This is a genomic window from Cellvibrio sp. ARAG 10.3, from assembly GCF_051846955.1.
Taxonomy (GTDB): Bacteria; Pseudomonadota; Gammaproteobacteria; order Pseudomonadales; family Cellvibrionaceae; genus Cellvibrio.
In genome coordinates this window covers 493,785-518,881 of sequence record NZ_JBPYCU010000001.1, presented here as the reverse complement: position 1 = coordinate 518,881, position 25,097 = coordinate 493,785, and the positions used below count along the sequence as shown (strand labels likewise).

The following is a 25,097-nucleotide window of genomic DNA, read 5'->3' as shown; positions in this document are numbered from 1 at the left end:
GCATTGACTGTAGTTTCTAAGCGGGACCGGTCGGTTTAGCGGGGCTACTTCTGAAAACGCATGAATACATCCCTGTAGCTCCTTCACGTCGTCCATGACGTGAAGGTTTCAGAAGTAGCCCCGCTAAACCGACCTCTGTGCTAAACATTAAGCATCAATACCTAATAGCGGAGAATTAAAATTCAGGATTTTAATATCGTGGCCCCACTCTTCCAGAGCAGGGATTGCGAAGTGTATTACGAGACCATCAGAGGCATGGATGCCGATGATGAGCGTACAGGGACGTATTCACAGCGTGTCTCGTAATACACTTCGTAAGCCCTGCGTCACCCACTAACAATTTTTTAATCCGGCAATTTCCCCATCACCGCTTCCAATCGCTCCCGCAATACCGCCGGCGACTCAAAACACATCTCACCCGTCTGCTGATCCACCGCCACCTGAATCGTATACGCCTTCGTCAACCGCTCACCCGTCTTCGCATCACTGATCAAATAATCCAGCTTCAACCGATACTCCCACTCGCGCAACATGCAACGCACACGAACCCGCTGACCAAAATGCAACGGCTTCACATACTTCAAGCGCATATCAATCACCGGCCAGGCATAACCCGTCTCCTCCATGGCCGCATAACTGTAACCCAGTGAATCAAGAAATTCGCAGCGCGCTATCTCCAGATACTTCACGTAATGGCCGTGCCACACCACACGCATGGAATCCACATCGTGAAAGGGCACCAGGATGTCGGTTTCGGTTGCGTACATAACAGCTTTCCTGCGCGAAAAATTTATTCGTCGACGTTGCGCATCACCAATTGCGGGAATCGGCGCAGCATGCCCAGAAACAAACGGGTGTGCATCCAGGCGATGCGCAGGTTATCGCGCAGGATATCGAAATGGGAGGCGATATCGTCCTGATAAACAATGTGCGTCGGGATATTTCTCACCGGCACACCCTGCCAATATAACCGCACCAGGATATCGGTATCGAAATCCATCCGCGCGCCGATGCGATGGTGTTGCAACAACTGCATGGTGGCGGCCAGAGGATACAAACGGTAACCGCACATGGAATCTTTCAACTGGCGCGACAGGCTGTTAACACAGACCCAGAAGTCGGTGAGTTTGCGGCCGCGCCGCCGTGCTGGTGGCATCTGATCATAGCTGCGCCAGCCGCTGATGACGGCGGTGGGGTGTTCGCGGCCCATCGTCAAAAATGCCGGGACATCGTTGAGATCATGCTGGCCGTCGGCGTCGACCTGCAGGGCGTGGGTATAACCGGCGGTATAAGCGTGGCGCAAGCCATGGCAGACGGCGGCACCCTTGCCGCTGTTGTGCGCCAGGCGCAGCAAGGTGACCCGTGCGTTCTGCTGTGCAATATCAGCCAGCACCGCAGCGCACACCGGCTCGCTGCCATCATCTACCAGGATGCAATCCAGCTGATGGTCAAGCAGACGGGCCACCACGGCACCAATACGTTGTTGATGGTTATAGACCGGAATAATTGCGCAGGGACGGAAGGCAGACTCAGACATAACTCAGGCGCCCCACGGAGAAGACCGTGTCGCCGGCGTGGTAGCGGAAGAGGGCAAAATCGCCGGATTCATCCATCTCCAGGGTCAATTCGAGCCGCATGCCCGGCTGGATGGGGTTGGTGAACTTGAGGCGATCCAGGGTTTTAACCGGTTGTAGCAAGGCGAGGAAGTCACGCGCGCAGGCCACCGCCCAATCGATCTGGATAACACCGGGCAGGATAGGGAAGCCGGGAAAGTGGCCGTCGAAGCAGCCCAGATTAGCGTCTACCTGTAGTTGCAGGTCGGCGCGCAGACCCGCGACACGGGCACTGACCACGTAGGGCAGGTGCGCTGGGCCAGCCGTTTTTTCAGCAAGTACCGCCATCGATCAGCCTTGCTCAGTCTCGGCGTCGGGCACCTCAGGTTTATTGAGTAACTCATAGACAGCATCCACCACGTCCTGAACGGTGCGGACCTGCTTGAAGTCGGAAGGTTGGATGCGGCGGCCAGTAAATTCCTTGAGTTTTACGGTCAGGTCGACGGCATCAATGCTGTCGATATCCAGGTCTTCATAAAGATTTGCATCGGGAGTTACCGCAGAAGGTTCGATCTCGAACAGCGAGACCAGGGTTTCCTGGAGGAAACCGTAGATTTTTTCTTTTGAATACATATCGGAACATTCCATCAAAAAGCGCAACGGGCCTTTTGTAACGGGGTTGATTAAGCCGGCAGAACCACGTTGCGTCCCCCGAGAAAAGGGGCTTGAATCGCACACGGCAGGATGCTGGCAGTTTAACAGAGGGATCTGAACTTTGCCTACAATACGCGGCCGGTGGCGGGGCTACCGACGCGCGTTGAAAAAAGCCGCCAGGTCGCGCGTCAGGTGCCGTGCCGCTGCGCTTTGCAAGCAGCCTTCACGATAAGGCGCCGTGGCGATTGGCACTTCCACCCCAAGGGTAAAGTGCGGCGGCTCGGCGGGGATGGCGTACCACTTCTGGTGCTTGAGCAGCGCCGCCGGTTCACACCGAATCACCACCGGCCTGATCGGCACACCGGCACTCAGCGCCACGTTGGATGGCCCCCGATGAAAACGCAGCGGTTCACCGGGCTGCGACCGGGTGCCTTCCGGAAAAATAATCAGCGATTGGCCGCTGCGTATTGTCTCTAGGCACGCCGTAAATAAATCATCCCGCGCATTACTGATGTAGTTGGCGGCGCGAACCGCGATGGCGGTAAAAGGATTGCGCCACAGGCTCCCCTTGACCACGCAGCTGGTATCGCCGGTGTAGGCAATGATAAAAACCACATCCAGCAGTGACGGGTGATTGGCGATGATGAGTTGGCCGGGCAGGCGCAGCGCGTCAATCTGGTGTAGCTCATAACTGAGCAATCCCAACCAACGCAGCAAGCCCAGGTAAAAGCGAAACACGCTGGCGATCAGCCGCCGCGTCCAGCGGTGCTTTTGCTTGAACGGCAGCAGGTATAGCAAGGGGAAGAGCGTCAGGGACAAGATGACCGCACCGCCGCCAAACACACCAAAACCCAGGGCCGTAACCGGCAGGCGCCAGGTGCGCGAACGACGCAGCCGCTGCCAGGACGATGAAGATTTGGTCAAGGCACCCATCGCCACAGGCCGTCGATCTCCAGCAGCAGGTCGCTGCGGCACACATCCGCTGCCACAAACACCATGGGCACCTCGCCGAAATGCTGTACCACTCCAGCTTTTACCAAGGGCAAATCCTCCGGCTGGCGCAGGTAAACCTTCAACACCTCAACCTCCAGCCGATCATCACTGCCGCGCGACTGGCTCGCCAATACATGGGCAAGCAAGGAGTCGATGTTGTGCAAAGTCACCGCCAACTGGCCCTGCACATCCCCCGCATGGCGGGTCATATGGCCCACCACGCTGGCAGTGCCGGAGACAAACAACTTGCCGGTGCCGTCATTCAGGATCAGCAGGCTGGCGCGGGCAAAGGAGGGGCTGCGCGGACCGTAGTCCTGGGGATAGTGGTAGGCGCTGACCTGCTGGGGATTTTCGAAGTGAATCGGTGGCCGTTTGCTGGCGAGCAGGTAGATCACCAGGTCACCGCCGCTGTGGCCCAGGGCGCAGGCAGAGGGGAAATCCTTGTCCTGCACCCCATGGCGGGCAAAGGCATCGAAGCGCCCGACACAGAATTGACGGTAGCGCTCTTCCTGCTGTTGCAAGGCATTGATATCGGCCAGGTAATTCCATACCCGCACCATATAGGGATAACCGCGCGCCTGAATCGTGCTCAACAGACGGCTGTAGGCCTGTTCAGTCAGGCGTTCCAATGCCTCCTTCCCTTCATCGCCGTTTTCATCCACCCAGATTGCCAGCAACAGGAGTTCGTCGCTTTGGGCCCAGTAAAGGTTATCGCTATAGCCGGAGACGCAGGCGCCCGTTGTACTCAGGGTTTCATGGATACCGAGAGGTTCCAGCAGACGCAGGCCGGTACTGATGATGCCGGCTTGGGCGGGCGCCCGGCAGTGTTCATCGAAGATGACCTTCGCCAGGCAGCCGGGCTCCGCAGCGATACCCGGCCCACCACCTGCCAGCGCATCACCTGATTGATAGCCACAAAAAAACCCGCTTGCCTGCACTGCAAAACCCCGCCAACTTGTCTGAATAACCCGCAAATGTGCGCGGATTATAGGCAGAAACCCCGGCGGAAGCCACGCTCACAACAATGAAAATTGCGCCACTTCCGCGCGAAATATCGCCTTGCCTCGCCTGCGGTGCTCCCGTAAAGTACGCGGGTTTCAACTTCAGGGGTAGAACTGCCATGTCGAGCGGCGACCAGAACCGTATCGCACCGCACCCGGTGCTGCAGGATTATTACAATAAAGAAGAAGAGCGTCGCAAACGCGTGGACAACATGTTCGACTCCTCCGCCGAACACTACGACTGGGTGACGGATGTCATGAGCTTTGGCTCGGGCCGCTGGTACCGTCGTCAGGCGTTGCAACGGGCAGGGCTCACCAGCGGCGATAACGTACTGGATGTGGGCGCCGGCACCGGTGTGGTGTCCTGGCTGGCCCAGCAGATCGTTGGCGATGAAGGGCTGGTGGTCGCCCTTGATCCGAGTAAAGGCATGCTGACCCAGGCAGTCAAACTGGGCGTAAAACAAGCGTCCCAGGGTTTGGGCGAAGCCCTGCCGTTTGCCGACAATACCTTTGATTACGTCACCATGGGCTACGCCCTGCGCCATGTGGCCGACCTTGGTGCGGCCTTTGCCGAGTACCAGCGCGTCCTTAAACCGGGCGGCAAGATCCTGTTGCTGGAGATTACCCGCCCACGGGGCAAACTGGGGACCTTCATCCTCAAGGTGTATCTCAAAGGCATCATCCCCAACCTGGCGCGCATCTTCCGCCGCAGTGCCGACACCAAAGTGTTGATGCGCTATTACTGGGACACCATCGAACAATGTGTTCCGCCGGAAACCATCGTGGCTGCCCTGAAAAAAACCGGCCTGGAAGGCGTCAAGCGCGATGTCGTGTTAGGCATCTTCAGTGAATACAGCGGCATCAAGCCCAATTAACAGGACGAGTAAATGAGTACGCAAACCGAACAGGAATATGAGCTGGCCAAGGTGCTGGTGAACGCGCTGGACCTGGAAGACATCAGCGCAGAAGAGATCAACCCGGAAGCTCCCTTGTTTGACCCGAGCAAGCCCGACAGCCTGGGGCTGGACTCCATCGACGCACTGGAGATTTCCCTCGCGGTGGCCAAACATTACAAGGTGCAATTAAAAGCCGACGACGAAAACAACAAGGCGATCTTTTTCAGCCTGCGCTCGCTGTGCGCTTACATCAACAGCCAGCGCTGATCCTTTCTACCGGGCCATGCCAATCGCGCTGATCATCCTCTACCCCCTGCTGGTACACCTCTCCGTGGTGACAGATGTACCGCAACTGCAAGTGGCCGCGATTATCTGTTTTGCCTGCGGTTTGTTGTTCAAGGGTTTGCAGCGCGGCAATAAAATCGCCTGGGGGGTGCTGGGTGTTATCAGCCTGGTCGCCCTGGGTTTCGGGTTGTTGGATATCACCCTCTACGTGCTCTACCTGCCGCCGATTCTCTTGCCTTTGCTATTGCTGTTTGTCTTTGGTCGCACCTTGTTGCCGGGCCAGGAACCTCTGGTCACCGCCATCGGCGAAGCCTCGCGCGGCCCGCTGTCACCGGCCATGCGCCAGTACACTCGGCGTATAACGCAGTTCTGGTGCGGGGTGTTCCTGGTGATGATGCTCTGGTCGATGATCCTGCCCTGGCTTGAACAACCGGAGATCTGGTCCTGGTTTACCAACATCATCAATTACGGCTTGGTGGGTGTGCTGTTTGTGGGCGAATTTATCCTGCGCAAGTATCTGTTTCCCGAGCACAACCACCCGGGGTTTGTTGAATACCTGCGGATTGTCGTGCAAGCCAATATTCGCCATTGATCTCCATCATGCCCTTGCCCACTGAATTGATTTCACTATCCGATAACGCGCTGCTGCCGCTGCTGCATCCGTACCGCGCGCATGCGGCATTTTTAGTGAGTGATCAATCGGTGTTGACCCAGGCGGATTTCCTGCGTGACCTGGCGATGGTGCGCGCCGGTTTACCCAGCGCCGCGTTCGTCTTTAATGTGTGTGAAGACCGCTATTACTTTTTGCTCGCCTTCTGTGCGGCCTTGTTAAACAACAGCGTGAACCTGTTGCCGCCCGGCCGACAACGGGCCACCCTGGCGCAGATTGCGCGGGATTACCCCGGCTGCTACTGCCTGAGTGACAGCGACATTGACAGGGATATTCCCTGCATCAATCTCCGCACCCTGCTTGAATCTTCACAAAGCAATACCACTACAGAAGCGCTGCCAGTGCCGCTGATTCCTGCGCAACAACTGGCCGCGATTGCCTTTACTTCCGGCAGTACCGGAACGCCTTCGGCCAACAAAAAAACCTGGGGCACGCTGGCGGGCACCGCACGCCTGCTCGCCGCGCGTTTCACTGGACAACTGACCGATCCCACCGTCGTCGCCACGGTTCCCTCACAGCACATGTACGGCCTGGAGATGACGGTGATGATGGCGCTACAGGGCCAATGCCGCCTCCACCGCGACAAGCCCTTTTATCCGGCCGATATTCAGCGGGTGTTGCTCTCCGCAGCGGCGGCGCCGGTAATGCTGGTCAGTACGCCGGTACATCTGCGCGCCCTGGTGAATGCGGAATTACCTATGCCCGGCATTGCCGGGGTGGTCTCCGCCACCGCGCCGCTGGACGCCGAGCTCGCTGCCGCCACGGAGCAGTGTTTCCACACGCAACTGCGCGAAATCTACGGCTGCACCGAAGCCGGCAGCATGGCGACGCGCGCGTCCACGCACACCCGGCACTGGCAGTTGCTGGACGGTTTTTCACTCACAGCTACCGATAGCGGTGTGGTGGCGCGCGCGCCGCACCTGGCGGAAGAGGCGGTGCTGCAGGATCAACTGGCGCTGCAGGACGATGATCATTTTTTACTGCTGGGGCGCAACGCTGACATGATCAATGTGGCCGGCAAACGTGCGTCCCTGGCAGACTTGAGTTTGAAATTACTGGCCATTGAGGGTGTGCACGACGGCGTCTTTTTCCTGCCCGAGCAGGAGACCGCCAACCAACGTCCCGTGGCCCTGGTGGTCAGCGACTTGCCGGTAAAACAGATCCTGCAACAGCTGGCGTTACAGATGGATGCGGCGTTTTTACCGCGCCCGCTGCGCAAGGTCGACCGATTGCCGCGCAACGACACGGGTAAATTAACCCGCGCTGCCTTGCACACCTTATGGAGCCAGACCCATGACTGAGGCTGCCGCCCAATTTACCCTGGACGTTTCAGTGCCTTGGGATCATCCGTCATTTGCCGGCCATTTTCCCGGTAACCCGCTGGTGCCCGGCGCGCTCTTATTGCGTTGGATGATCGAACGCTTGCAGCAGGAAAACCTGGCGGTTTACCTGATCAAGCAGTGCAAGTTCCTGAATATCGTCAAACCCGGCGACACTCTGCAACTGCAGGTCACAACCAACAACGGCAGCCTCGCGGTGGAGATCTTCTGCGCAGACAAACCGGTAGCCAAAGCCCAATGCCTGTATCACCGGACGGACGCGAACCATGCGTGATGACTGGCGGCAACAGAGAGAAAAAGGCAATCCGTTTCTGCTGGGATTACTGACCTGGGTGGCGCTCAACCTGGGGCGCGGGGCGATCTTCGTCATGCTGTGCCCCATCGTGTTTTATTATTTTTTATTTGTCGGTCGGGCGCGCCGCGCCTCGCGCCAGTTCCTGACGCGCGCGCTGCAACGCACACCCCGCTGGTGGGAAATCTATCGCCACCTGCTGACCTTCGCTGTGGTCTCCATGGATCGCATCCTGTTCCTGGCCGGGCGCGAAAAAAAATTCCAGTTGGAGATACACGGCGGCGAATTATTTACGTATTACCGGGACCGGGGCTGCGTACTGCTCGCCGCACACTTCGGCAGCTTTGATGCGATGCGCGTGATGGGGGTGCGCGAACAGGCGTTACCGGTCCGCATTCTGTTGGATATCCAACACAACCCCAACGCGCTCAACCTGATCCAACGGCTTGACCCGGCACTGGCGCGCGGCGTGATTGATGCCCGCACACCCGGCCCGGCCCTCGCGCTGTTGCTGAGTGAGTGCATCGCCAAGGGCGAACTGGTGGGCATCATGGCGGATCGCGGAGGCAGTGGCGAGCGCACCGTGCTGCAGAATTTCTTCGGCGAGCCCGCACCGTTTCCGGTAGGCTGCTGGCAACTGGCGAGCGTGTTACAAGCGCCGGTGATTGCCTGCTTCGGGGTGTATCACGGCGGCAATCGTTACGCCCTGCATTTCGAGCTGATCACCGAACGCCTGGGCACAGGCCGCCGGGATCGTGCCGAGGCCATCGCACAAGGCATGGACACTTACTGCCAACGCCTGGAATATCACGCGCGGCAATACCCGATGAACTGGTTTAATTTTTATGATTTCTGGCAGCATGACTCCACTGGCCATCACTGATTACACCCTGACCACCTGCCTGGGTGCCGGACGCGCCGCCAACTGGAACAAGATCGAACGCGCTGAGAGCGGGCTCAAACCCTGTGACTTTTTTGACATCGCCGACCTGACCACCTGGATCGGCGAAGTGGACGGCGTGGACCACCAGTCATTACCGTCTCACTTGTCCTCTTATGATTGCCGCAATAACCGGCTCGCCTGGCTTGCCTTGCAGCAGGACGACTTCCTCGCCGCAGCGGCCCGCGCCATCAACACCTACGGCGCTGAACGGGTCGGGGTATTTATCGGGACCAGCACCTCGGGCATCCACCAGACTGAACTGGCGTATTTTGAATCCCGCGACCATTTGCCCGACTGGTATCACTACCGCTCTACCCATAATGTATTTTCCGTGGCGGACTTTGTGCAGCAGGCCTTGGGCGCGCGCGGTATCTGTATCGCTATCTCTACCGCCTGCTCCTCCAGTGCCAAGGTCTTTGCGTCCGCTTACCGCGCCATAGCCACCGGCCAATGCGATGCGGCCATCGTGGGCGGCGTGGACTCCCTGTGCCTGACGACGCTTTACGGTTTTCACTCGCTGCAACTGGTCTCGCCGGATAAATGCAAACCGTTCGATAAAGACCGTAGCGGTATCTCTATCGGGGAAGCGGGCGGATTTGCCCTGTTAGAGAAGAATGAGGATAGCCAGGTGGCATTATTGGGCTACGGCGAAAGTGGCGATGCTTACCATATGTCCTCGCCCCATCCGGACGGCGAGGGTGCCTTGCTGGCCATGCAGATGGCCTTGAACAAAGCAGGACTCGCCAGCAGGGATATTGATTACATTAACCTCCACGGCACCGGCACCCAGGCCAACGATGCCGCCGAATCCAAAGCCGTCGCGCAAGCCTTTGGCGAGCGCACCTGGGCCAGCTCCACCAAAGGCTGGACCGGCCATACCCTGGGCGCCGCCGGGATCGTGGAAGCCGGTTTTTCCCTGCTGAGCATCACCCACAACCGCATCCCGGCCAATCTGCATTTGCAACAACCGGACACTGACATGCATATCGCCTTGCCGCGCACGGCCGTGCAGCAGCCGGTACGGCGCGTCCTGACCAATTCCTTCGGTTTCGGTGGCAGCAATTGCAGCCTGGTGGTGGGGGAACGCGGATGAACGTCTATATCGAGGCTGTCGGATTGGCAGCGCCGGGTTTGAATGGCTGGCAAGAAAGCTTGCCCATCTTGCGCGGCGAGCAGGCCTACCAGGCGTTTGCGCTGGAGCGTTACAAGCCGGAACAACTGCCGGCCAACGAACGGCGGCGCGCCACTGACCTGGTGCGCATGGCGTTCCGTGTGTGCGAGGACTTACTTCGGGATACCCCTGCGGATGTTCGCCAGTGCGCCGCCGTGTTTGCCTCCTCCGGTGGCGACTACCCGATCATCGACCAGATCTGCAAGGCCCTGTGCGAGCCAGAACGCCTGGTATCGCCCACCCAGTTCCACAACTCGGTCCACAACTCCGCCGCCGGTTACTGGAGCATCGCCACCGGCAGCCGCGCGCCCTCCACCAGCATCTCGGCCTTTGACGACAGTTTCTGCGCCGGTTTGCTGGAGGCGGCGAATCTGTGTGTTATCGAACAGCTACCCACCCTGCTGGCCGTCTACGATATCGAACCGCCTGAGCCGCTGCAGAGTAAACGCCCGATCAGCCAGGATTTTGGTGTGGCTTTGTTGCTGTCCCCGGTTTCCAGCAGCCGCAGTCTGGCGCAGTTGACCCTGACCGTGACCGGGCAAGCCGAGCCCACGCCAGCGCAGGTGGCTGCCCTGGAGGCCATGCGCCTGAGTAATCCCGCGGCGCGCAGCCTGCCGTTGCTGGAGTTCATTGCGCGGCAACAAACAGGCCGTATGCTGTTGACGGCTAACAATAATCCCGCCCTGATCATTGAGGTAAAGCCGTGCCTTTAACCCGCCGCGAAATTGTCGACCTTATCCCCCACGGCGAAAGCATGTGTATGCTCGACGAGGTCGTCAGTTGGGATAGCGAACGCATCCATTGCCGCAGTACCGACTTTGCGCGCGCCTCAAATCCCTTGTTCGAGAAGGATCAGCTGCACAGCGTGATGTTGATTGAATACGCGGCCCAGGCCGCCGCTGTCCACGCCGCCCTGTTGCACAGCAAACTGGGTGAGAGCCGGCCCGCCTACCTCGGCGCGGTAAAATCTGTTGAATTGCTGGAAAGCGCCGTGGACAACAACACCCCCATCGATATTGATGCCCAATGTCTGCTGAACAGCAGCAGCGGTGCCATCTATGAGGTGCTGGCGCAACAGGGCCAGCAACCGGTGATGCGCGGGCGCCTGGTGTTGAACCAGCCTCAGGTTTAAGGCTCTGAACCCACCGCTGGTATAAAGCAATGAATCCGCCCTTGGCATAAAAAAGATTCTGCTGTCATCAAAATTTCTCTACTATTCCCTCCCATCGAGCCACTGATCCCCACATCAGGGCTTGAGCCAACGTTTCCCTTTCACACGTTTTTGTTGCTTTAAGGACATTCTATGAAAGCTATCTCCCTTGCCTGCGCCGCTGCTGCGCTGATGTGTTGTGCCATCTCCGCCCAGGCGCGCGATGACATTCAGGACTATTCCATCGCTGAAGCCCTGGCCACGGAAAACGCCAAAAATATTCTCGGCGATAACATCAAATTCTATTTCGGAGCGCAAAAACATGGCCCGGTCAACAAGCGTTTTGGTGAATTCGGCTCCAATAAAAAAACCAATGGCGTGGGTAAATCTGATCGCCAGGCCTGTGAGTGGGTGTTTTTGTCTGCCCTGAAATCCCTGCGCGACCGCGCGGAAAAAGAAGGCGGCAATGCGGTGGTGAATATCCGTTCCAACTATCGCGGCAGCATGACCACCAGCACCGACACCTTTAAGTGCGGTTCCGGCGCGCTGATGTCCGGCGTGGCTTTGCTGGGTGATGTGGTTGAGCTTAAATAAATAGACTGGGGGCAGTTTCCACTGCCCCTCGTTGCACATGGTCCATCGGTTACCCCAATAATCAATTCCCCTGGAGGAAAGGATGAACACTTTACATCGCGCGCGTCTTTGCGCGTTTTCCCTGTTACTTATATTTGGTTACACCCAGGCACTGCACGCTGAATCCAGCCCCGTGCTGGAGGCCGAGTTGCAACCACTGAAAAATGCCTTTGCCGGCGATATTGCCCAGGTTCGGGCGGCGATCAGTAAATTGGAATGGACTGGTATTTCCGATCCGGAAATCTTTGATGTTGCCGCGGAGCGTCTGGAGGCAAACTACACGGCGCAATCGTCCGCTGCGATTGAACTGAATTCCTGGCTGGCCAAGGGTCTTGCCTTGTCCGGCAATCCAAAATACCAGCCGTTGTTTGACAAGGTCCTGGCGATGAAGACGCGCAAGAGAAAACTGCGCGGGCACGTAGAGATTGCATCCCAACGCCTGGCTGTTAACCAGATCTGGAATCCGGTTATTACAAAAGATAATCATCTTGCGCAGTCCCAGGCAGAGCTGGATAAGCTGCGAATCAGGAATATGTTGCATGCGAATCTACCGGATTTGGTCAGTGCGGGTACTCGCCTGGTTTATAACCATCATAAAACGGATGTTGAGTTGATGGATGAGGTGCATGGCATTTTGGCTGCGCAGTATAAGAGCAGTACGAGTCCGGAGCATCTGGATGCGATGGCGTGGATGTGTCGTACCTTGGGTGAGTCGGGGAATGGTAAGTACAGGGGGACGCTGGAACAGATTGCCAAGGACAATGCGGCGCATAAAAAGGTGAGGAAGTATGCGGAGAAATATGCGGATTATTTGTGATGCCAAACTAAGCTACAAAACTTCGTAGCCCGTTTGTCATTGGGATAGTGGTTCCGAAAACGCATAAATACATCCCTGTAGCTCCCTCAAGTCATCCATGACTTGAGGGTTTCGGAACCACTATCCCAACGCCAAACTCACTTGGTGCAGGCTGCAAAAAGCATCGTAGAATTTAATCGTTTAACAACCGTCTCTGATTTCACATCTGCGCAATATACTGCGACAGCACTTCAAATTTTTCCGCGTCGTTATCCACAAAGCGAATCACAATTTTTACCACGTTGGTTTCCGCGCGGTTTTCGCCGGCCTGGATGCTGTGGACGTAGCCGTTGACGCGGGCGAGGTCACCGCCGTCGCCCATTTCGATGTCGACGACGGCTTGGTCGAAGACGGTGGGCAGGTTGTCGCTGCGTTGCATGAGGCCGCCGAGGGATTGCAGGGAGAGTTCGCGGATGACGCAGGCGCAGGGTTTGGCATTGTTGGAGAAGCGCAGCTGGGCTTTGCCTTTGATATTCGCTGCCCTGGCGGCAGGTTTGGGTTTGGCCGCGCCGCCGGTCAGGAGGCTGGCGCTGCTGGCCGGGTTGGTGAGGGGGTTGGCTGCGGGTTGGGATGCTCGTGTGCCGGTGAGTACGTCTACTGAGGCGAAGGCAATGCCTTGGGTGCTGGCTTGGCCTCTGGCGTGGGTGGGTGCCTTGCCGACGGCTTTGAGTTGTTTGAAGACTTTGCGCAGTAGTTCTTCGGGCGTAAAGGGTTTGGTGAGGTAGTCGGATACGCCGGACTCGACCGCTTTGATGACGTGGTTGCGGTCACCGCGGCTGGAGATCATCACGAAGGGTGTGGCCGCGCCCTGGTCGCTGCTGCGCACGGCGCGCAGGAGTTCTTCGCCGCTCATATTGGGCATTTCCCAATCCGAGAGGATCAGGTCCATGGTCTGGCTTTTGATGGCCGCCAGGGCGCGGCTGCCATCTACGGCCTCGTACACCTCGACACCGGGAATTTTCTCCCGCAGGTGTTTCTTGACCATGTCACGGATAAAAGTCGCGTCGTCAACGACGAGGATTCGGATAGCCATAGGCTAATTCCTTGCAGAAAAACAATAAGCCCCGCCGGAATGGGTCGGGGTTTTATTAGCCTAGACGATTTACAACAGAATGCGACAAATCAGCGCGCGTGCAGATGACGCACCGGGGCGTCGATATAGGGCTCGTCCTGTTCCAGCGAGTAACCGTTTTGCGCCGCTTCTACGGCGGTGCGCATCCAGTAGATCAACTCGGCTGGCCGTTCGAGGACGGCTTCCGGCACTTGGTAAAACGCTGACTCCACCATATCGGCCGCCGCTGGCCGAAAGGGTGCCATGCCGCGTTGCTCATAGAGCGAGCGGGAGTATTCGTCTGCGCGAAAATACAGATGATCATTGACGATGATGGCGAACTGGACACCCTGATGATAAATGCCCACGCCGTGAAAAATCCGACGGTAAGAGACAGGTGCAACACGAGCCATGCATTCCACTGCGCGAGCTACATAGTGAGTGCTGACTGCCATATCGACGCCTTTCTTATGGGGAGGTTTGGGGGGTGAGACAGGGTCGTTACAACACATCGACCACTCCTTGTCCCGGTTGGTTTTGGCGCACCAAAACTGGCAAAAACTCTAATGAGGAACACGGGCGAACGCAACAGGATTCTAAGAATGTTTCGCTAGTTCAAATGCGAAAGATTGTGATTTGCCGAATATGCTTGATTCGCCGCGCCTTATAGCTCAACACCACCTCAATCATGCCTCAGCGTCGCGGGTAAATACCCATTCTTTCGGGTTCGACATGGCTTCGTTGTAGACGTAACCGGCGGTGTTGAAACCTTTGATGGCATCGGGTTTTTTGAGTCGTTCGCGGATGATGTAGGCGCTCATCATTCCGCGCGCTTTTTTCGCGAAGAAGCTGATGATCTTGTATTGGCCGTTCTTGCGATCCTTGAACACCGGCGTGATCACCTCGGCATCCAGGTGGCGCCCGTTGACGGCCTGGTAATACTCGTTGGACGCGAGGTTGACCACCACCTTGCTCTTCAAGGCCGCCAGTTCTTCATTGATCCGGTCGGTGATGATGTCACCCCAGAACTGGTACAGGTTCTTGCCGCGCGCGTTGGCGAAAGCCGTACCCATCTCCAGGCGGTAAGGCTGGATCAGGTCGAGGGGTCGCAACAAGCCGTAGAGGCCGGACAGGATGCGCAGGTGTTTCTGGGCAAAGGTGAAATCCCCTTTCGCAAAGGTGTCGGCCTGCATACCGGTGTAGACGTCCCCCTTGAACGCCAGCACCGCTTGCTTGGCGTTAGCTGGCGTAAAGGGTGTCTGCCAATTGAGGAAGCGGCCAAAATTCAGGTCGCCCAATTTGTCGCTAATGCCCATCAATTCCGAAATCTGGGGCGGTGACAAATGGCGCAGCTCATCGATCAGGGCCTGGGAGTGATCGAGAAAATCCGGTTGGGTGGCCACGCTGGTCCGGGGCGGTGTGTCGAAATCCAGAGTCTTGGCGGGGGAGATCAATAACAGCATAACGCGCGGTATTCCTGCATAAGCATGTAAGGTTGGATTACTCAGGCTTTAACAATTCCTGCCACCAGTTCAGCGGCGTAACGCCATCGGCAGGATCGTAGACATTGCCATACATCCACCCGCATTCACCGACCACTTCGCGGTTAAGGATGGCTTCGATAGCGGTGAAACCACAACTGACGTGGATGGAGTACACCAGCATACGCGGGGTTTGCAGGTCCAGTTCACCGCCGAGCTTTTCCAGCTGCGCCGTCAAACGATCCGCCAGTTCTTCGATGTTGCTGCGGGCAAATACGCGCACACTCAAATTGCCGCTGCGCTGGGCGATCTCAAATTCCCGCGAGCGGGGCGAAAACCGGATCAGGTCGCCACTGGCCAGGCCTTTCACAAAGGCGGGCGATTGCACCAGTTGCAAGTCGCCATTCTCCAGTTCACGCACCGGAATCTTTTCTGCTATCGGTTTGCCCTGGGGATCAACCCCGGCAAACATCTCCACCATCTGTAGGGCTTTCATCACATCGTCTCGTCGCTTGTTCAGTGGGCGGGCATTATAGCGGCGCCAGCTCGCCGGGTCACAGGGATATCCCTTATGGGTTCTGTAGCCTCGCTCAATATTGACCGGAGGAAGCCGATTGGCGTTTGGTGCGGTCAAGTACAGCCGCTTTTTCCCGTGCAGTATTTGCGGCTTTTACAAGGTCTGTAAACCGACGCGTGCGGAATAAACGTCACTTTGTTCCGATAATTTGTGTGGCATCATAGTGGCCTTGGTCTTAAGGAGGACAATCATGAAACGACTATTTACCCTGTTGGGTTGCTATATCCTCGCCAGCGGTTTGATCGGCTGTGCGGTAAATCCTGTTACCGGCAAAAACCAGTTGTCTTTTGTATCGCCCGAACAGGAAGTGGCCATCGGTGCCAAGAACTACGAGCCTAGCCAGCAATCCCAGGGCGGTCGCTATGTTGTCGATCCCGAGCTGACGGTATACGTCAACAAGGTTGGCCAAAAGCTCGCCGCCGTCAGTGATCGCCCGCAATTACCCTATGAATTTGTGGTACTCAACAACGATGTGCCCAATGCCTGGGCTTTGCCCGGTGGCAAGATGGCCATCAACCGCGGCCTGCTGGTGGAACTGAAAGACGAGGCGCAACTGGCCGCTGTGTTAGGCCATGAAATTGTCCACGCGGCTGCCCGGCACGGCGCCTCCCAGCAAACCCAGAATATCTTGATTAGTACCGGCCTGTTGGCTGCCGGTGTCGCCGCCTCTACCCAGGATTCCGAGTATGCCGGTCTGGCGGTCGGTGCGCTGGGTGTGGGCGCCAATGCCTGGATGTCCAAATACAGCCGCAGCCACGAACTGGAGGCAGATGAGTACGGTATCGCATACATGATCAAGGCCGGTTACGATCCCATGGGCGCGGTGGAATTGCAGGAAACTTTCGTGAAGTTATCCGAGGGTCGGCAGACCAATTGGCTGGAAGGTCTGTTCGCCAGCCATCCACCGTCACAAGAGCGGGTTGCAGCCAACCGGGCCATGGCCCAGGCCAATCCCGGCGGTGTGCGCAACAAAGCCGCTTTCGACAAGGCCATGGCCCAGGTACGCAAGGACCAGACTGCTTATGCCAACTATCAAAAGGCCATGAAAACCGCCAGCGAGAAAAACTACACCAATGCCCTGAGCCTGGTGGAAAACTCTATCAAGCAGCAGCCGAAGGAGAATTTGTTCTGGGAATTAAAAGGTCAGTTGCTGTTGCAACAAAAGAAAGAGAAAGAGGCGGTAACCGCACTGGACCGGGCGATCCAGGCTAACCCGGAATTTTTCCGCCCTTATGTCTATCGCGGTGTGGCTCATAAGCAATTAGGCAATACTGCCCAAGCTGAAAAAGACCTGGTCGCCAGCCAGCAACTCCTGCCAACCCAGTTGGCCGCGTACTATTTGGGCGAAATCGCCCTAGGTAAAGGCCAACGCTCCGCTGCAGCAACCTACTTTCAACAAGCCGCTCAGGGCGGCGGTGAAATCGGCGAAGCAGCCAAGGCACAACTGGCCAAGCTTCAGGCGCCGTAGGTCGACCAATTACTCCTTTTGATAACTACGACAGAGAAATGATTCGGGTTCATTTTGAAAATGAACCCGAATTGTCACATAAAGGAGATTTTGGATGGTTGGTTATAAATTGAGGATGCGTGATGAATTGGAGCACAGATACGGTGAGTTGCGAAAACAATCCCTAAAAATGGCAAATCAGGCGCTGAGAATACCTGATACTAAGCTCACGCTTGTGGATAATACCTCTTATGCGGCTTTTGCACGTTGGCAAAGCCATCCCGCCAGATTGGTCGATTGGGATTGGCCAACCTCATGGCACAGTTGGAAGACGAATTACCCTAAACGCTTTGAATGCGCGACTTGGAAGGGCGAAAGGTTGATCGGCTTTGCTATGGGAAGACCGACATATCATGCCACTGGGCTCAGGTTGGATTATATTGAAAAATCTCCAGAGGCCAGCGAGCCTCATTTGGACTTGACCTATCTCGCACTTTACGCCTACGCAACTTTACTTGGAGCAACGCACGTCAAAATAATGAATCCGATCAACAAGAACGTCAGGGATTACTATGAACAAAAAGGCTTCAAATATGATCTCAGAAGCAACAGCTGCATTCGGAAAATTGTGTAATGAGCGATAATATTAAACACTTTGATACTGCACACGCGGAAAAACTCAAGCGGTTATCGAGAGAGGAGCGAGTCAAAGCCGGTTTAAAAAAACTGGCTCAGGAACTTGAAGCCAATAAAGACAAAATAAAAGAGCCTGAAGGGCTTGCATCCGGTGCGACCGATAAAAAAGGAAAAATGATTATTGATTTGGAAGAGGATTATGACGATGACCGATAAGCCTTTAACTAACAAAGAAAAGCAATTTGCCGTCCTGCCTAATGAAACTGACCCTGGAAATGCTTTAGTCAAGGCGAATAATGCTGTGGTTAAGGCCCTTGCAGAAATCAATAAACACAAACGCCCTAAGTAGACATCAATATGGAAAGTCGAAGGGGTTGTCCTCACTCCCTTTCACACACCCGCTCCCGCTCCACCGCCCGCCGCTCGCATTCGCGCTGCACGTTGTCGCACACCATGATCTCCGGATAGGTTTCGGGTCGCTGTTGCCGGCACTGGCGGTGTTGCTGGCGCAGCTCCTCATCCGGCAATTGTTCCAGCGGGTAATCACTACAGCCCACCAACCCGGCAGTAGCAGCGAGCCAGAAGAGCGTCAGGCACGTTTGATACATAGTGATGTTTCCAGTAAGTCGCGCGGGCGTAACAGGGATTTAACGTTATAATGCGCCCCACCTCCCGACAATGACAATAATGGGGCACCGGATTGCTATGGATTCCATTCACACGACCACTCCCTGGCCCCAGCGCCTGCTTGATCTGCTCGACGGTATCACCCGGTTTATCGGCCGCAGTATCGCTTGGCTTACGGTGATCATGGTGATCGCTACCTGTATCGTGGTGATCTTGCGGCGCGGCTTTGATGTGGGTTCCATTGCCCTGCAAGAGTCAGTTACTTATATGCATGCGGCAGTCTTTCTGCTCGCCGCTGGCTATACCCTCCAACGCGGCGGCCATGTGCGGGTGGATATACTGTACCGCCGGTTTACGGCGCGCCGCAAAGCCTGGGTAGACAGCCTTGGCTGTCTGATATTCCTGCTGCCACTGGCCATCTTCACCGGATTTGTCAGCTGGGATTTCGTGCTCAGCTCCTGGGCGATCCGCGAAGGCTCAACCGACTCCGGCGGTGTGGGCGCGGTGTATCTGCTCAAGTCGCTGATTCCTTTGATGGCTCTCACCCTCAGTCTGCAAGCCATCGCCGAGTTGCTGCGCAATCTGTTGCTGTTGATGGGCGTTACGCCACCGACACCGCAGGAGGAAGCAAGCCAATGATGCTGGTGGAATTTATCCCGTTGTTGATGTTTGCAGCGGTTTGCGTGGCCCTGATGCTGGGTTATCCGGTGGCCTTTACCCTGGCGGGTGTCGCCCTTCTGTTTGCCGGTGTCGGTATCGTGACTGGTTATTTTGATCCCAGTTGGTTGCGCACCTTTCCCGCCCGCCTGTTCGGCATCATGACCAATTACACCCTGGTGGCTGTACCCCTGTTTGTCTTTATGGGAGTGATGCTGGAGAAGTCGCGGCTTGCCGAGGCCTTGCTGGAGAACATGACCAAAGCCTGTGGCAGGCTGCCGGGCGGCCTGGGGATTTCTGTGGTCGTGGTGGGCGCGTTACTCGCCGCCAGCACCGGGATTGTGGGCGCAACGGTCGTGACCATGGGGTTACTATCCCTGCCCACCATGCTCAAGCGGGGTTACTCGCCGGCGTTTGCGACGGGCACCATCTGTGCCACCGGCACCCTGGGACAAATCATTCCGCCATCCATCGCACTGGTTTTGCTGGGTGATGTTCTGTCCAGCGCTTACCAACAGGCGCAACTCAATCAGGGCATCTTTAACCCGCGCACTATATCGGTGGGCGATCTTTTTGTGGCGGCCATCGTGCCCGGCGCCTTGCTGGTCATTTTTTATATTGCTTATGTGTTGTTGATGGCGCGCTTCCGGCCGCAGCAAGTGCCAACGGTTATTCAAGACGAGCAGGTGCCTTTATGGCGGGTTATTCCCAGCTTGTTGCCGGTGTTGCTGTTGATTGCACTGGTGCTCGGTTCCATCTTGCTGGGGATAGCCACGCCGACTGAGGCCGCCGGGGTCGGCGCCCTGGGTGCCAGCCTGTTGGCGTTGTGGAAACGTCAGCTAAGCTGGCAACGGCTCACCGACGTTGCACGCTCCACAACCGAAGTCAGTGCGATGATCTTTGCGATCCTTATCGGCGCCTCGTTGTTTTCATTGGTGTTTCGCGGCTTCGGCGGGGAAGAGCTGGTTCACCAACTCTTTAATCAGTTGCCCGGGGGAACCTTTACCGCTGTACTGATTGTGATGGCGGTCATCTTTATCCTCGGTTTTATCCTCGATTTTATTGAAATCACGTTTGTGGTGGTGCCTATTGTAGGGCCGGTCCTGTTAGCCATGGGTGTTGATCCTATTTGGCTTGGCATCATGATTGCGGTAAATTTGCAGACATCTTTTTTAACACCGCCCTTCGGTTTTGCCTTGTTTTATTTGCGCGGTGTCGCGCCCGCTGAAGTGCGCACGCTGGATATTTATCGTGGCGTCATGCCCTTTATTTTGTTGCAGGTGTTATTGTTGTGCGCACTGGCGTTGTGGCCGGCACTGGCTACCTGGTTACCGGATTACCTTTGAAGTGCAAGCCGCCCGGGATAGAGCATGTGCCACCCACTGTGATGTTAAATATTTGATTGACGGAAATTTTCTATGGCCCTGCATCACCTCGATGAAGAACCTACACCAACCGGCACCCTGACATTACAAACCCTGTCCATGCCTGCCGACACCAATCCTTATGGCGATATCTTCGGCGGCTGGTTGATGTCACAGATGGATCTCGCCGGAGCGATCCTGGCGCAGGAAGTCGCCAAAGGTCGAGTGACGACCGTTGCCGTGGGCAGTATGGTTTTTTTGCGGCCGGTACCGGTGGGGGCGACGGTCAGTTGCTACGCGTCCGCGCAAGAGATTGGACGCACTTCGATTCGTACGATGATTGAAGTCTGGATTAAAGTCTGCAAAACCGGTGAAGTGGCCAAGGTAACCGAAGGTGAATTTGTTTACGTCGCCATTGATGATAACGGGCGCACCCGACCCGTACCGCGCGATTGATGCGCACAAACTGCGCGGATGCTCACAGAACCACCGATCGCCTTTTCATTTCTTTAACCGCAGCAAACGCGGCAGCTGCTAGACTGGATCTTACATTTTTCCGTCACCTTGACCTGCCACACTAGGTGATGGAAGAAAGCCCTGACCAATGCTCTCACTTGTCGAGTCACACGTGATGCTAAAAGACGCTACCACTGGATACGGATTACTCACCATTCTTTTGCACTGGGTGTCTGCTCTGCTGATTTTTTTCCTGTTCGGGCTGGGCATCTATATGACGGGTCTGGATTATTATTCGGAGTGGTATCACAAGGGACCGGCCTTGCACGTCAGCCTCGGGTTAATCCTGTTATTGCTGATGGTTGTGCGCATTGTCTGGCGCCTGGTGAATAAAAAACCCGCTGCATTACCCAATCATTCCCGCACAACCCTGTTCCTCGCCACGCTGGTGAAATATCTGCTGTATGGCTTGATTCTTATCGTGATTGCGAGCGGTTACCTGATCACTACCGCCGAAGGAAAACCGGCCAGCCTGTTCGATATTATTCACTTTCCCGTAATCACCCAACTGGATACGACTAACGTGGACCGCGCTGGCCTGGTCCATGAACTCCTCGCTTGGGCTATTGTCATAGTCGCTGCTTTACACGCCCTTGCCGCACTGGTGCATCATTTTGTGATCCGCGATCAAACCCTGGTGCGTATGTTAAAACCGATTAAAAAAATGCCGCCTGCCGATGAACAGTCATCACCTGGCAATTCCCGGTAATATCAATTTCCTTTCACGTGTTGTTTGGTTCAATCTGGTCCATTTAGGAGAATTAGGATGAAAAAATCACTTGCTGTTTTAGCCTTTGCGGCTGCCGGTCTTGCCAGTTTACCGGCACTGGCGGATAAATATGTTATCGACACCAAAGGCGCCCACGCCTCCATCAACTTCAGTATCCAGCACCTGGGTTACAGCTACCTCACCGGTCGCTTCAATAATTTCAGCGGCGATTTTACTTACGACCCCAAAAACGTGGCTGCCAGCACCATCAATGTCACCATCGACACCACCAGTGTTGACAGCAACCACGCCGAGCGCGACAAGCATTTGCGCAGCAGCGATTTCCTTAACGTGGAAAAATTTCCCAAGGCAACCTTTGTCAGCAAGAAGATCGTGCCCGATGACGGTGATGAGTTTGATATCATCGGCGACCTGACGCTGAATGGCGTAACCAAAAGCATCACCATTGAAGTCGATAAAGTCGGTGAAGGTAAAGACCCCTGGGGCGGCTACCGCGTTGGCTTTGAAGGTGAAACCGAAATTGCCTTGAAAGATTTCAACATCACCAAAGACCTCGGCCCGGCTTCGCAAACTGTTAAACTGGAATTACATGTCGAAGGTATCAAGCAGTAAAGCGATCAAGCAACAGGTTATCCGTGGGTTTAAAAACGGGAGGCACAGGCCTCCCGTTTTTTTTGGATGCCAAAGCGCGTGGCAAGTCACATTCGTAGCGATGATCCTCAAGCTTACAGCCTGACATTGAAAGAATCGCGGATCAGCTTGTCTATACCGCTACAGGGTTATCAACGGAGGGATTGTGAGAAAATTTCCAGTAATTGTCGGCACTTTGGCGGCGTGCATTGCTTTACAGGCTCACGCCCTGGCGTTCAGCCTCAAGACCGTTCCTTTAACACATCCCGCGAATGGCGACCTGGTATTGCTTCCCGGTGACCCGGAGGCTAACAAATCCCCTGCTAATCACTCAGTGGTTGATAATTCCCCGTCTGATAACTCGCTGCCAGATAACTCTCTATCTGATAATCCGCCGATCAATAATCACCTGGCGGTTTCTGGCCATGCGGCCGATGGGCGCTGGTTGTCGATAATTAATCTGGAAAATTTCAGTGCGCGCTCTATCACCATTCCCACACAAGCACAATTTTTCAGCGCGATGCAACTCAGCGGCCACACAGGAAAACAATTGGTATTTCATACCACCGAGGGCGTGAGCCACTATTCGCTGAGCAACAATACCCTATCCCCGCTGATAAAAACCTCATCCATTTATACACTGGCAGATCAAAAACGTTTGCGCCATACCGATATGGTGGTTGATGTAAATAACGATGGTTTAAGTGATTTGTTGATCGCCGACTTCACCCGTTATCACTTGTGGTTGCAGGGCGACGACGGCAGCTTTGCCCATTTTCCCCTGACTGTTGATGCGATAGTGGAAACCTACGAAGAAGTTCCGCGCTACTCGCCCCGCAAACCCTACCTTGTGGATATCAACCTTGATGATAAAACCGATATTGTTTTTGCTCGCGATGATCAACTGCTGATCTTTACCCAAGATAAAGATGGCGGCTTTCCTGAACAAGCCAGGATCTATCGCCCGGGCATGACAATTTCTTCCGACAGCGAAGCCAGCTTGCGCCCGGGCGATGGACGCAATTACGACGGTCTGCTGATCAATCGCTTATTTGATGTGACCGATCTGGATGGCGACGATTTGGCGGACATCATCATCCGCCGTGAAAAGTTTGCCGATGCATTGGAGCAACATTACGATTACCTGATTCATTACGGTCGCGCTGGTGACGAGGGTCTTTATTTCGAGGTAAAGCCGAACACGCGCATCAATACCCATGGAATACAATTTGAATCTGTATTCGCGGATATCGATGGCGACGGCCGCAAGGATTTTTATACACCGAGTGTGCATTTTGGCCTGGGCCTGATGGTGCGCGCGCTGATCAGCGGCAACGCCGGGATGGAAGTACAATTTTATCGCATGAAACCAGACCGGAGCTTCAACGAAAAGTCGGACCATATTCACAAGACGACCGCCAGTATCAGCATCAGCGGTGGTCGCGTTGACCTGCCGCTGTTTCAGTTGGCCGGCCATGTTGATAAAACCTACAAAGACTTGTGGGTCGGTGAAAAGCAGCAGCGGCTGATCGTTAACCGCAGTGATGAAAAACAATTATTTGATCGGGAGCGCCTGCAATTTAACGTCGCACTTCCGCGCGATGGTTCCAAGGTGCGGGTGATGGATGTGAATAACGACGGGCAGGATGATCTGGTGTTGCCCTTTGATACGCAGGAGAAAAAAGAGCTGCGTAATCAGGTACAGTTTTTGATGGTGAAGTGATTGTACAAGTGGTGGAGTCGGATTACGCCGCGCGTGCGGCTAATCCGACCTACGATCACTGCGCTTTTTGTTGCGTTTTTTCGCGGACATCGTAATAGGTGTGTTCCGAAACCTTGTGATACTCAGTGGCCATTTGCAGGAATGCCTGATAGGAATCATAAACTTTTTTGAACATAGGATCTTTTGCCGCCTGCTCAGCGTAGAGCTGCATACTGATGTCGTACAGGTGTTGTAACACCTCATCCGGCAAGCGCCGAACCTCCACACCTTTTTCTGCCAACTCGTTTAACGCCGCATTATTTCGCGCGGTATAACGGTCCAGCATATCCTGATTCGCCGCACGCGATGCCACCGTGACAATCGCCTGCAAATCTTTCGGCAGTGACTCAAACGCTTGCTTGTTAACAATCAGCTCCAGCGTAGAACCCGGCTCCTGCCAGCCGGGGTAATAATAATATTTGGCCACCTGATGAAAACCAAACGCCAGATCATTCTCCGGCCCAACCCACTCCGCCGCATCAATCACACCGGTTTGCAACGCGGTATACAACTCACCGCCGGGAATATTCACCGAAGTACCACCCGCCCGATTAAACACATCACCTGCCATGCCGGGAATACGCATCTTTAACCCGCGCAAATCTTCAATGCGATTGATCTCACGATTAAACCAACCCGCCATCTGAATCCCGGTATTACCCCCGGCAAACGGAATCAAATTAAACGGCGCATACACCTCACGCCACAATTCCAACCCACCGCCATGATGCAACCAGCCATTCATCTCCTGTGCATTCATGCCAAACGGAATCGTCGTAAAAAATTGCGCCGCCGGCGCCTTGCCGCGCCAATAATAAGCTCCGCCGTGCCCCATCTCCACACTGCCCGACGACACCGCATCAAACACCCCCATCGCCGGCACAATCTCATTCGCCCCATACACATGAACCTGCAAACGGCCATCGCTCATCGTATTAACATACGCGGCAAAGGTTTCAGCCGTAGTCCCCAAACCCGGAAAATTCTTCGGCCAGGTCGTCACCATCCGCCACCGATAACTCGGCTGAACCGCCTTCTCAAACGCCTCCGCACCGGTGGACTTAACCCGGGTCTTTTCCAGCACCAACAGCGAAAATACCAACACCAACACTGCCACCAGCGCCAGGATTACCAAGGGATACCAATTAACTTTTTGTGGGGATGTTTCAGTCATGATTGTTA

The 25,097-nt window shown here is 55.5% G+C and carries 33 protein-coding genes; 21 read left to right on the top strand and 12 right to left on the bottom strand.

What is annotated here, in order from left to right; translation table 11 throughout:
* Positions 1–344: 344 nt before the first annotated feature.
* The 6 genes from ACSV5M_RS02205 to ACSV5M_RS02180 form a co-directional block, all read right to left on the bottom strand.
* The gene (locus tag ACSV5M_RS02205; protein ID WP_439173858.1) at positions 345–767 is read right to left on the bottom strand and encodes an acyl-CoA thioesterase; all 423 of its coding nucleotides are present in this window, start codon (positions 765–767) and stop codon (positions 345–347) included.
* A 23-nt stretch (positions 768–790) separates the two neighbouring features.
* Entirely contained in the window at positions 791–1,537 is a 747-nt protein-coding gene (locus tag ACSV5M_RS02200; protein WP_439173856.1) for a glycosyltransferase family 2 protein, read from the bottom strand.
* Complete coding sequence (locus ACSV5M_RS02195; protein ID WP_439173854.1) at positions 1,530–1,901, bottom strand: ApeI family dehydratase; 372 nt, start codon at positions 1,899–1,901, stop codon at positions 1,530–1,532. The genes ACSV5M_RS02200 and ACSV5M_RS02195 overlap by 8 nt, the downstream gene beginning before the upstream one ends.
* A gap of 3 nt (positions 1,902–1,904) precedes the next feature.
* A complete protein-coding gene (locus ACSV5M_RS02190; RefSeq protein WP_439173852.1) occupies positions 1,905–2,186 on the bottom strand; it encodes an acyl carrier protein in 282 nt (93 codons plus the stop codon).
* A gap of 171 nt (positions 2,187–2,357) precedes the next feature.
* Positions 2,358–3,140, bottom strand: a complete 783-nt coding sequence (locus ACSV5M_RS02185) for a lysophospholipid acyltransferase family protein (protein WP_439173851.1) — start codon at positions 3,138–3,140, stop codon at positions 2,358–2,360.
* Complete coding sequence (locus ACSV5M_RS02180) at positions 3,128–4,138, bottom strand: dioxygenase (protein WP_439173849.1); 1,011 nt, start codon at positions 4,136–4,138, stop codon at positions 3,128–3,130. The genes ACSV5M_RS02185 and ACSV5M_RS02180 overlap by 13 nt, the downstream gene beginning before the upstream one ends.
* Before the next feature lie 182 nt (positions 4,139–4,320).
* Between ACSV5M_RS02180 and ACSV5M_RS02175 the strand changes: the two genes are divergently transcribed.
* From ACSV5M_RS02175 to ACSV5M_RS02125, 11 genes are all read left to right on the top strand, one after another.
* Positions 4,321–5,076 (top strand): class I SAM-dependent methyltransferase, encoded by a 756-nt coding sequence (locus ACSV5M_RS02175; RefSeq protein WP_439173847.1) that lies wholly within the window; start codon positions 4,321–4,323, stop codon positions 5,074–5,076.
* Positions 5,077–5,088: 12 nt separating this feature from the next.
* Positions 5,089–5,364, top strand: coding sequence for a phosphopantetheine-binding protein (locus ACSV5M_RS02170; protein WP_439173846.1), 276 nt, complete (start codon positions 5,089–5,091; stop codon positions 5,362–5,364).
* A gap of 16 nt (positions 5,365–5,380) precedes the next feature.
* Entirely contained in the window at positions 5,381–5,974 is a 594-nt protein-coding gene (locus tag ACSV5M_RS02165; protein ID WP_439173845.1) for a hypothetical protein, read from the top strand.
* A gap of 8 nt (positions 5,975–5,982) precedes the next feature.
* Positions 5,983–7,353, top strand: a complete 1,371-nt coding sequence (locus tag ACSV5M_RS02160) for an AMP-binding protein (protein WP_439173844.1) — start codon at positions 5,983–5,985, stop codon at positions 7,351–7,353.
* Positions 7,346–7,666 (top strand): hypothetical protein, encoded by a 321-nt coding sequence (locus tag ACSV5M_RS02155; RefSeq protein WP_439173843.1) that lies wholly within the window; start codon positions 7,346–7,348, stop codon positions 7,664–7,666. Before ACSV5M_RS02160 ends, ACSV5M_RS02155 begins: the two co-directional genes overlap by 8 nt.
* Positions 7,659–8,567 (top strand): LpxL/LpxP family acyltransferase, encoded by a 909-nt coding sequence (locus ACSV5M_RS02150; RefSeq protein WP_439173842.1) that lies wholly within the window; start codon positions 7,659–7,661, stop codon positions 8,565–8,567. The genes ACSV5M_RS02155 and ACSV5M_RS02150 overlap by 8 nt, the downstream gene beginning before the upstream one ends.
* On the top strand, positions 8,530–9,720 hold the full coding sequence (locus ACSV5M_RS02145; protein WP_439173840.1) for a beta-ketoacyl-[acyl-carrier-protein] synthase family protein: 1,191 nt from the start codon (positions 8,530–8,532) through the stop codon (positions 9,718–9,720). The genes ACSV5M_RS02150 and ACSV5M_RS02145 overlap by 38 nt, the downstream gene beginning before the upstream one ends.
* Positions 9,717–10,511, top strand: a complete 795-nt coding sequence (locus tag ACSV5M_RS02140; RefSeq protein WP_439173838.1) for a beta-ketoacyl synthase chain length factor — start codon at positions 9,717–9,719, stop codon at positions 10,509–10,511. The genes ACSV5M_RS02145 and ACSV5M_RS02140 overlap by 4 nt, the downstream gene beginning before the upstream one ends.
* Complete coding sequence (locus ACSV5M_RS02135) at positions 10,502–10,930, top strand: hypothetical protein (RefSeq protein ID WP_439173836.1); 429 nt, start codon at positions 10,502–10,504, stop codon at positions 10,928–10,930. The genes ACSV5M_RS02140 and ACSV5M_RS02135 overlap by 10 nt, the downstream gene beginning before the upstream one ends.
* 171 nt (positions 10,931–11,101) lie before the next feature.
* Positions 11,102–11,542, top strand: a complete 441-nt coding sequence (locus ACSV5M_RS02130) for an excinuclease ABC subunit A (RefSeq protein ID WP_439173834.1) — start codon at positions 11,102–11,104, stop codon at positions 11,540–11,542.
* A gap of 82 nt (positions 11,543–11,624) precedes the next feature.
* Positions 11,625–12,398: a hypothetical protein gene (locus ACSV5M_RS02125; protein ID WP_439173833.1), complete on the top strand. Its 774-nt coding sequence runs from the start codon at positions 11,625–11,627 to the stop codon at positions 12,396–12,398.
* Positions 12,399–12,597: 199 nt separating this feature from the next.
* On the opposite strand, the gene ACSV5M_RS02120 is transcribed toward ACSV5M_RS02125, so the two are convergent.
* The 4 genes from ACSV5M_RS02120 to ACSV5M_RS02105 all read right to left on the bottom strand — a co-directional run bounded on the left by ACSV5M_RS02120 (position 12,598) and on the right by ACSV5M_RS02105 (position 15,465).
* Positions 12,598–13,470 (bottom strand): response regulator, encoded by an 873-nt coding sequence (locus ACSV5M_RS02120; RefSeq protein WP_439173832.1) that lies wholly within the window; start codon positions 13,468–13,470, stop codon positions 12,598–12,600.
* Positions 13,471–13,559: 89 nt separating this feature from the next.
* Positions 13,560–13,943 carry a TfoX/Sxy family protein gene (locus ACSV5M_RS02115; RefSeq protein WP_439173831.1) on the bottom strand — a complete coding sequence of 128 codons (384 nt, stop codon included), beginning with the start codon at positions 13,941–13,943 and terminating at the stop codon, positions 13,560–13,562.
* A 231-nt stretch (positions 13,944–14,174) separates the two neighbouring features.
* Positions 14,175–14,951, bottom strand: coding sequence for a peroxide stress protein YaaA (gene yaaA / locus ACSV5M_RS02110; RefSeq protein ID WP_439173830.1), 777 nt, complete (start codon positions 14,949–14,951; stop codon positions 14,175–14,177).
* A 37-nt stretch (positions 14,952–14,988) separates the two neighbouring features.
* Positions 14,989–15,465: a DUF4265 domain-containing protein gene (locus ACSV5M_RS02105; protein WP_439173829.1), complete on the bottom strand. Its 477-nt coding sequence runs from the start codon at positions 15,463–15,465 to the stop codon at positions 14,989–14,991.
* Positions 15,466–15,736: 271 nt separating this feature from the next.
* Here ACSV5M_RS02105 and ACSV5M_RS02100 point away from each other — a divergent pair, with 271 nt between their 5' ends.
* The 4 genes from ACSV5M_RS02100 to ACSV5M_RS02085 all read left to right on the top strand — a co-directional run bounded on the left by ACSV5M_RS02100 (position 15,737) and on the right by ACSV5M_RS02085 (position 17,978).
* A complete protein-coding gene (locus ACSV5M_RS02100) occupies positions 15,737–17,014 on the top strand; it encodes a M48 family metalloprotease (RefSeq protein WP_439173828.1) in 1,278 nt (425 codons plus the stop codon).
* A 94-nt stretch (positions 17,015–17,108) separates the two neighbouring features.
* Positions 17,109–17,627, top strand: a complete 519-nt coding sequence (locus ACSV5M_RS02095) for a hypothetical protein (RefSeq protein ID WP_439173827.1) — start codon at positions 17,109–17,111, stop codon at positions 17,625–17,627.
* Positions 17,627–17,845 (top strand): hypothetical protein, encoded by a 219-nt coding sequence (locus tag ACSV5M_RS02090; RefSeq protein ID WP_439173826.1) that lies wholly within the window; start codon positions 17,627–17,629, stop codon positions 17,843–17,845. The genes ACSV5M_RS02095 and ACSV5M_RS02090 overlap by 1 nt, the downstream gene beginning before the upstream one ends.
* Complete coding sequence (locus tag ACSV5M_RS02085; RefSeq protein WP_439173825.1) at positions 17,835–17,978, top strand: hypothetical protein; 144 nt, start codon at positions 17,835–17,837, stop codon at positions 17,976–17,978. The genes ACSV5M_RS02090 and ACSV5M_RS02085 overlap by 11 nt, the downstream gene beginning before the upstream one ends.
* A 31-nt stretch (positions 17,979–18,009) precedes the next feature.
* Here the strand turns inward: ACSV5M_RS02085 and ACSV5M_RS02080 are convergent, their stop codons facing one another.
* Positions 18,010–18,237 carry a hypothetical protein gene (locus ACSV5M_RS02080; RefSeq protein ID WP_439173824.1) on the bottom strand — a complete coding sequence of 76 codons (228 nt, stop codon included), beginning with the start codon at positions 18,235–18,237 and terminating at the stop codon, positions 18,010–18,012.
* 97 nt (positions 18,238–18,334) lie between these two features.
* Here ACSV5M_RS02080 and ACSV5M_RS02075 point away from each other — a divergent pair, with 97 nt between their 5' ends.
* The 6 genes from ACSV5M_RS02075 to ACSV5M_RS02050 all read left to right on the top strand — a co-directional run bounded on the left by ACSV5M_RS02075 (position 18,335) and on the right by ACSV5M_RS02050 (position 23,876).
* Positions 18,335–18,895, top strand: coding sequence for a TRAP transporter small permease subunit (locus ACSV5M_RS02075; protein WP_439173823.1), 561 nt, complete (start codon positions 18,335–18,337; stop codon positions 18,893–18,895).
* Entirely contained in the window at positions 18,895–20,259 is a 1,365-nt protein-coding gene (locus ACSV5M_RS02070) for a TRAP transporter large permease (protein ID WP_439174020.1), read from the top strand. The genes ACSV5M_RS02075 and ACSV5M_RS02070 overlap by 1 nt, the downstream gene beginning before the upstream one ends.
* A 72-nt stretch (positions 20,260–20,331) precedes the next feature.
* A complete protein-coding gene (locus ACSV5M_RS02065) occupies positions 20,332–20,733 on the top strand; it encodes an acyl-CoA thioesterase (RefSeq protein ID WP_439173821.1) in 402 nt (133 codons plus the stop codon).
* A gap of 175 nt (positions 20,734–20,908) precedes the next feature.
* Entirely contained in the window at positions 20,909–21,502 is a 594-nt protein-coding gene (locus ACSV5M_RS02060) for a cytochrome b (protein ID WP_439174018.1), read from the top strand.
* Positions 21,503–21,559: 57 nt separating this feature from the next.
* A complete protein-coding gene (locus ACSV5M_RS02055) occupies positions 21,560–22,135 on the top strand; it encodes a YceI family protein (RefSeq protein WP_439173820.1) in 576 nt (191 codons plus the stop codon).
* A 184-nt stretch (positions 22,136–22,319) separates the two neighbouring features.
* Positions 22,320–23,876: an FG-GAP repeat domain-containing protein gene (locus ACSV5M_RS02050; protein WP_439173819.1), complete on the top strand. Its 1,557-nt coding sequence runs from the start codon at positions 22,320–22,322 to the stop codon at positions 23,874–23,876.
* 55 nt (positions 23,877–23,931) lie between these two features.
* Here ACSV5M_RS02050 and ACSV5M_RS02045 read toward each other — a convergent pair whose 3' ends face one another.
* Positions 23,932–25,089, bottom strand: coding sequence for a TRAP transporter substrate-binding protein (locus ACSV5M_RS02045; RefSeq protein WP_439173817.1), 1,158 nt, complete (start codon positions 25,087–25,089; stop codon positions 23,932–23,934).
* Between the last annotated feature and the right edge of the window lie 8 nt (positions 25,090–25,097).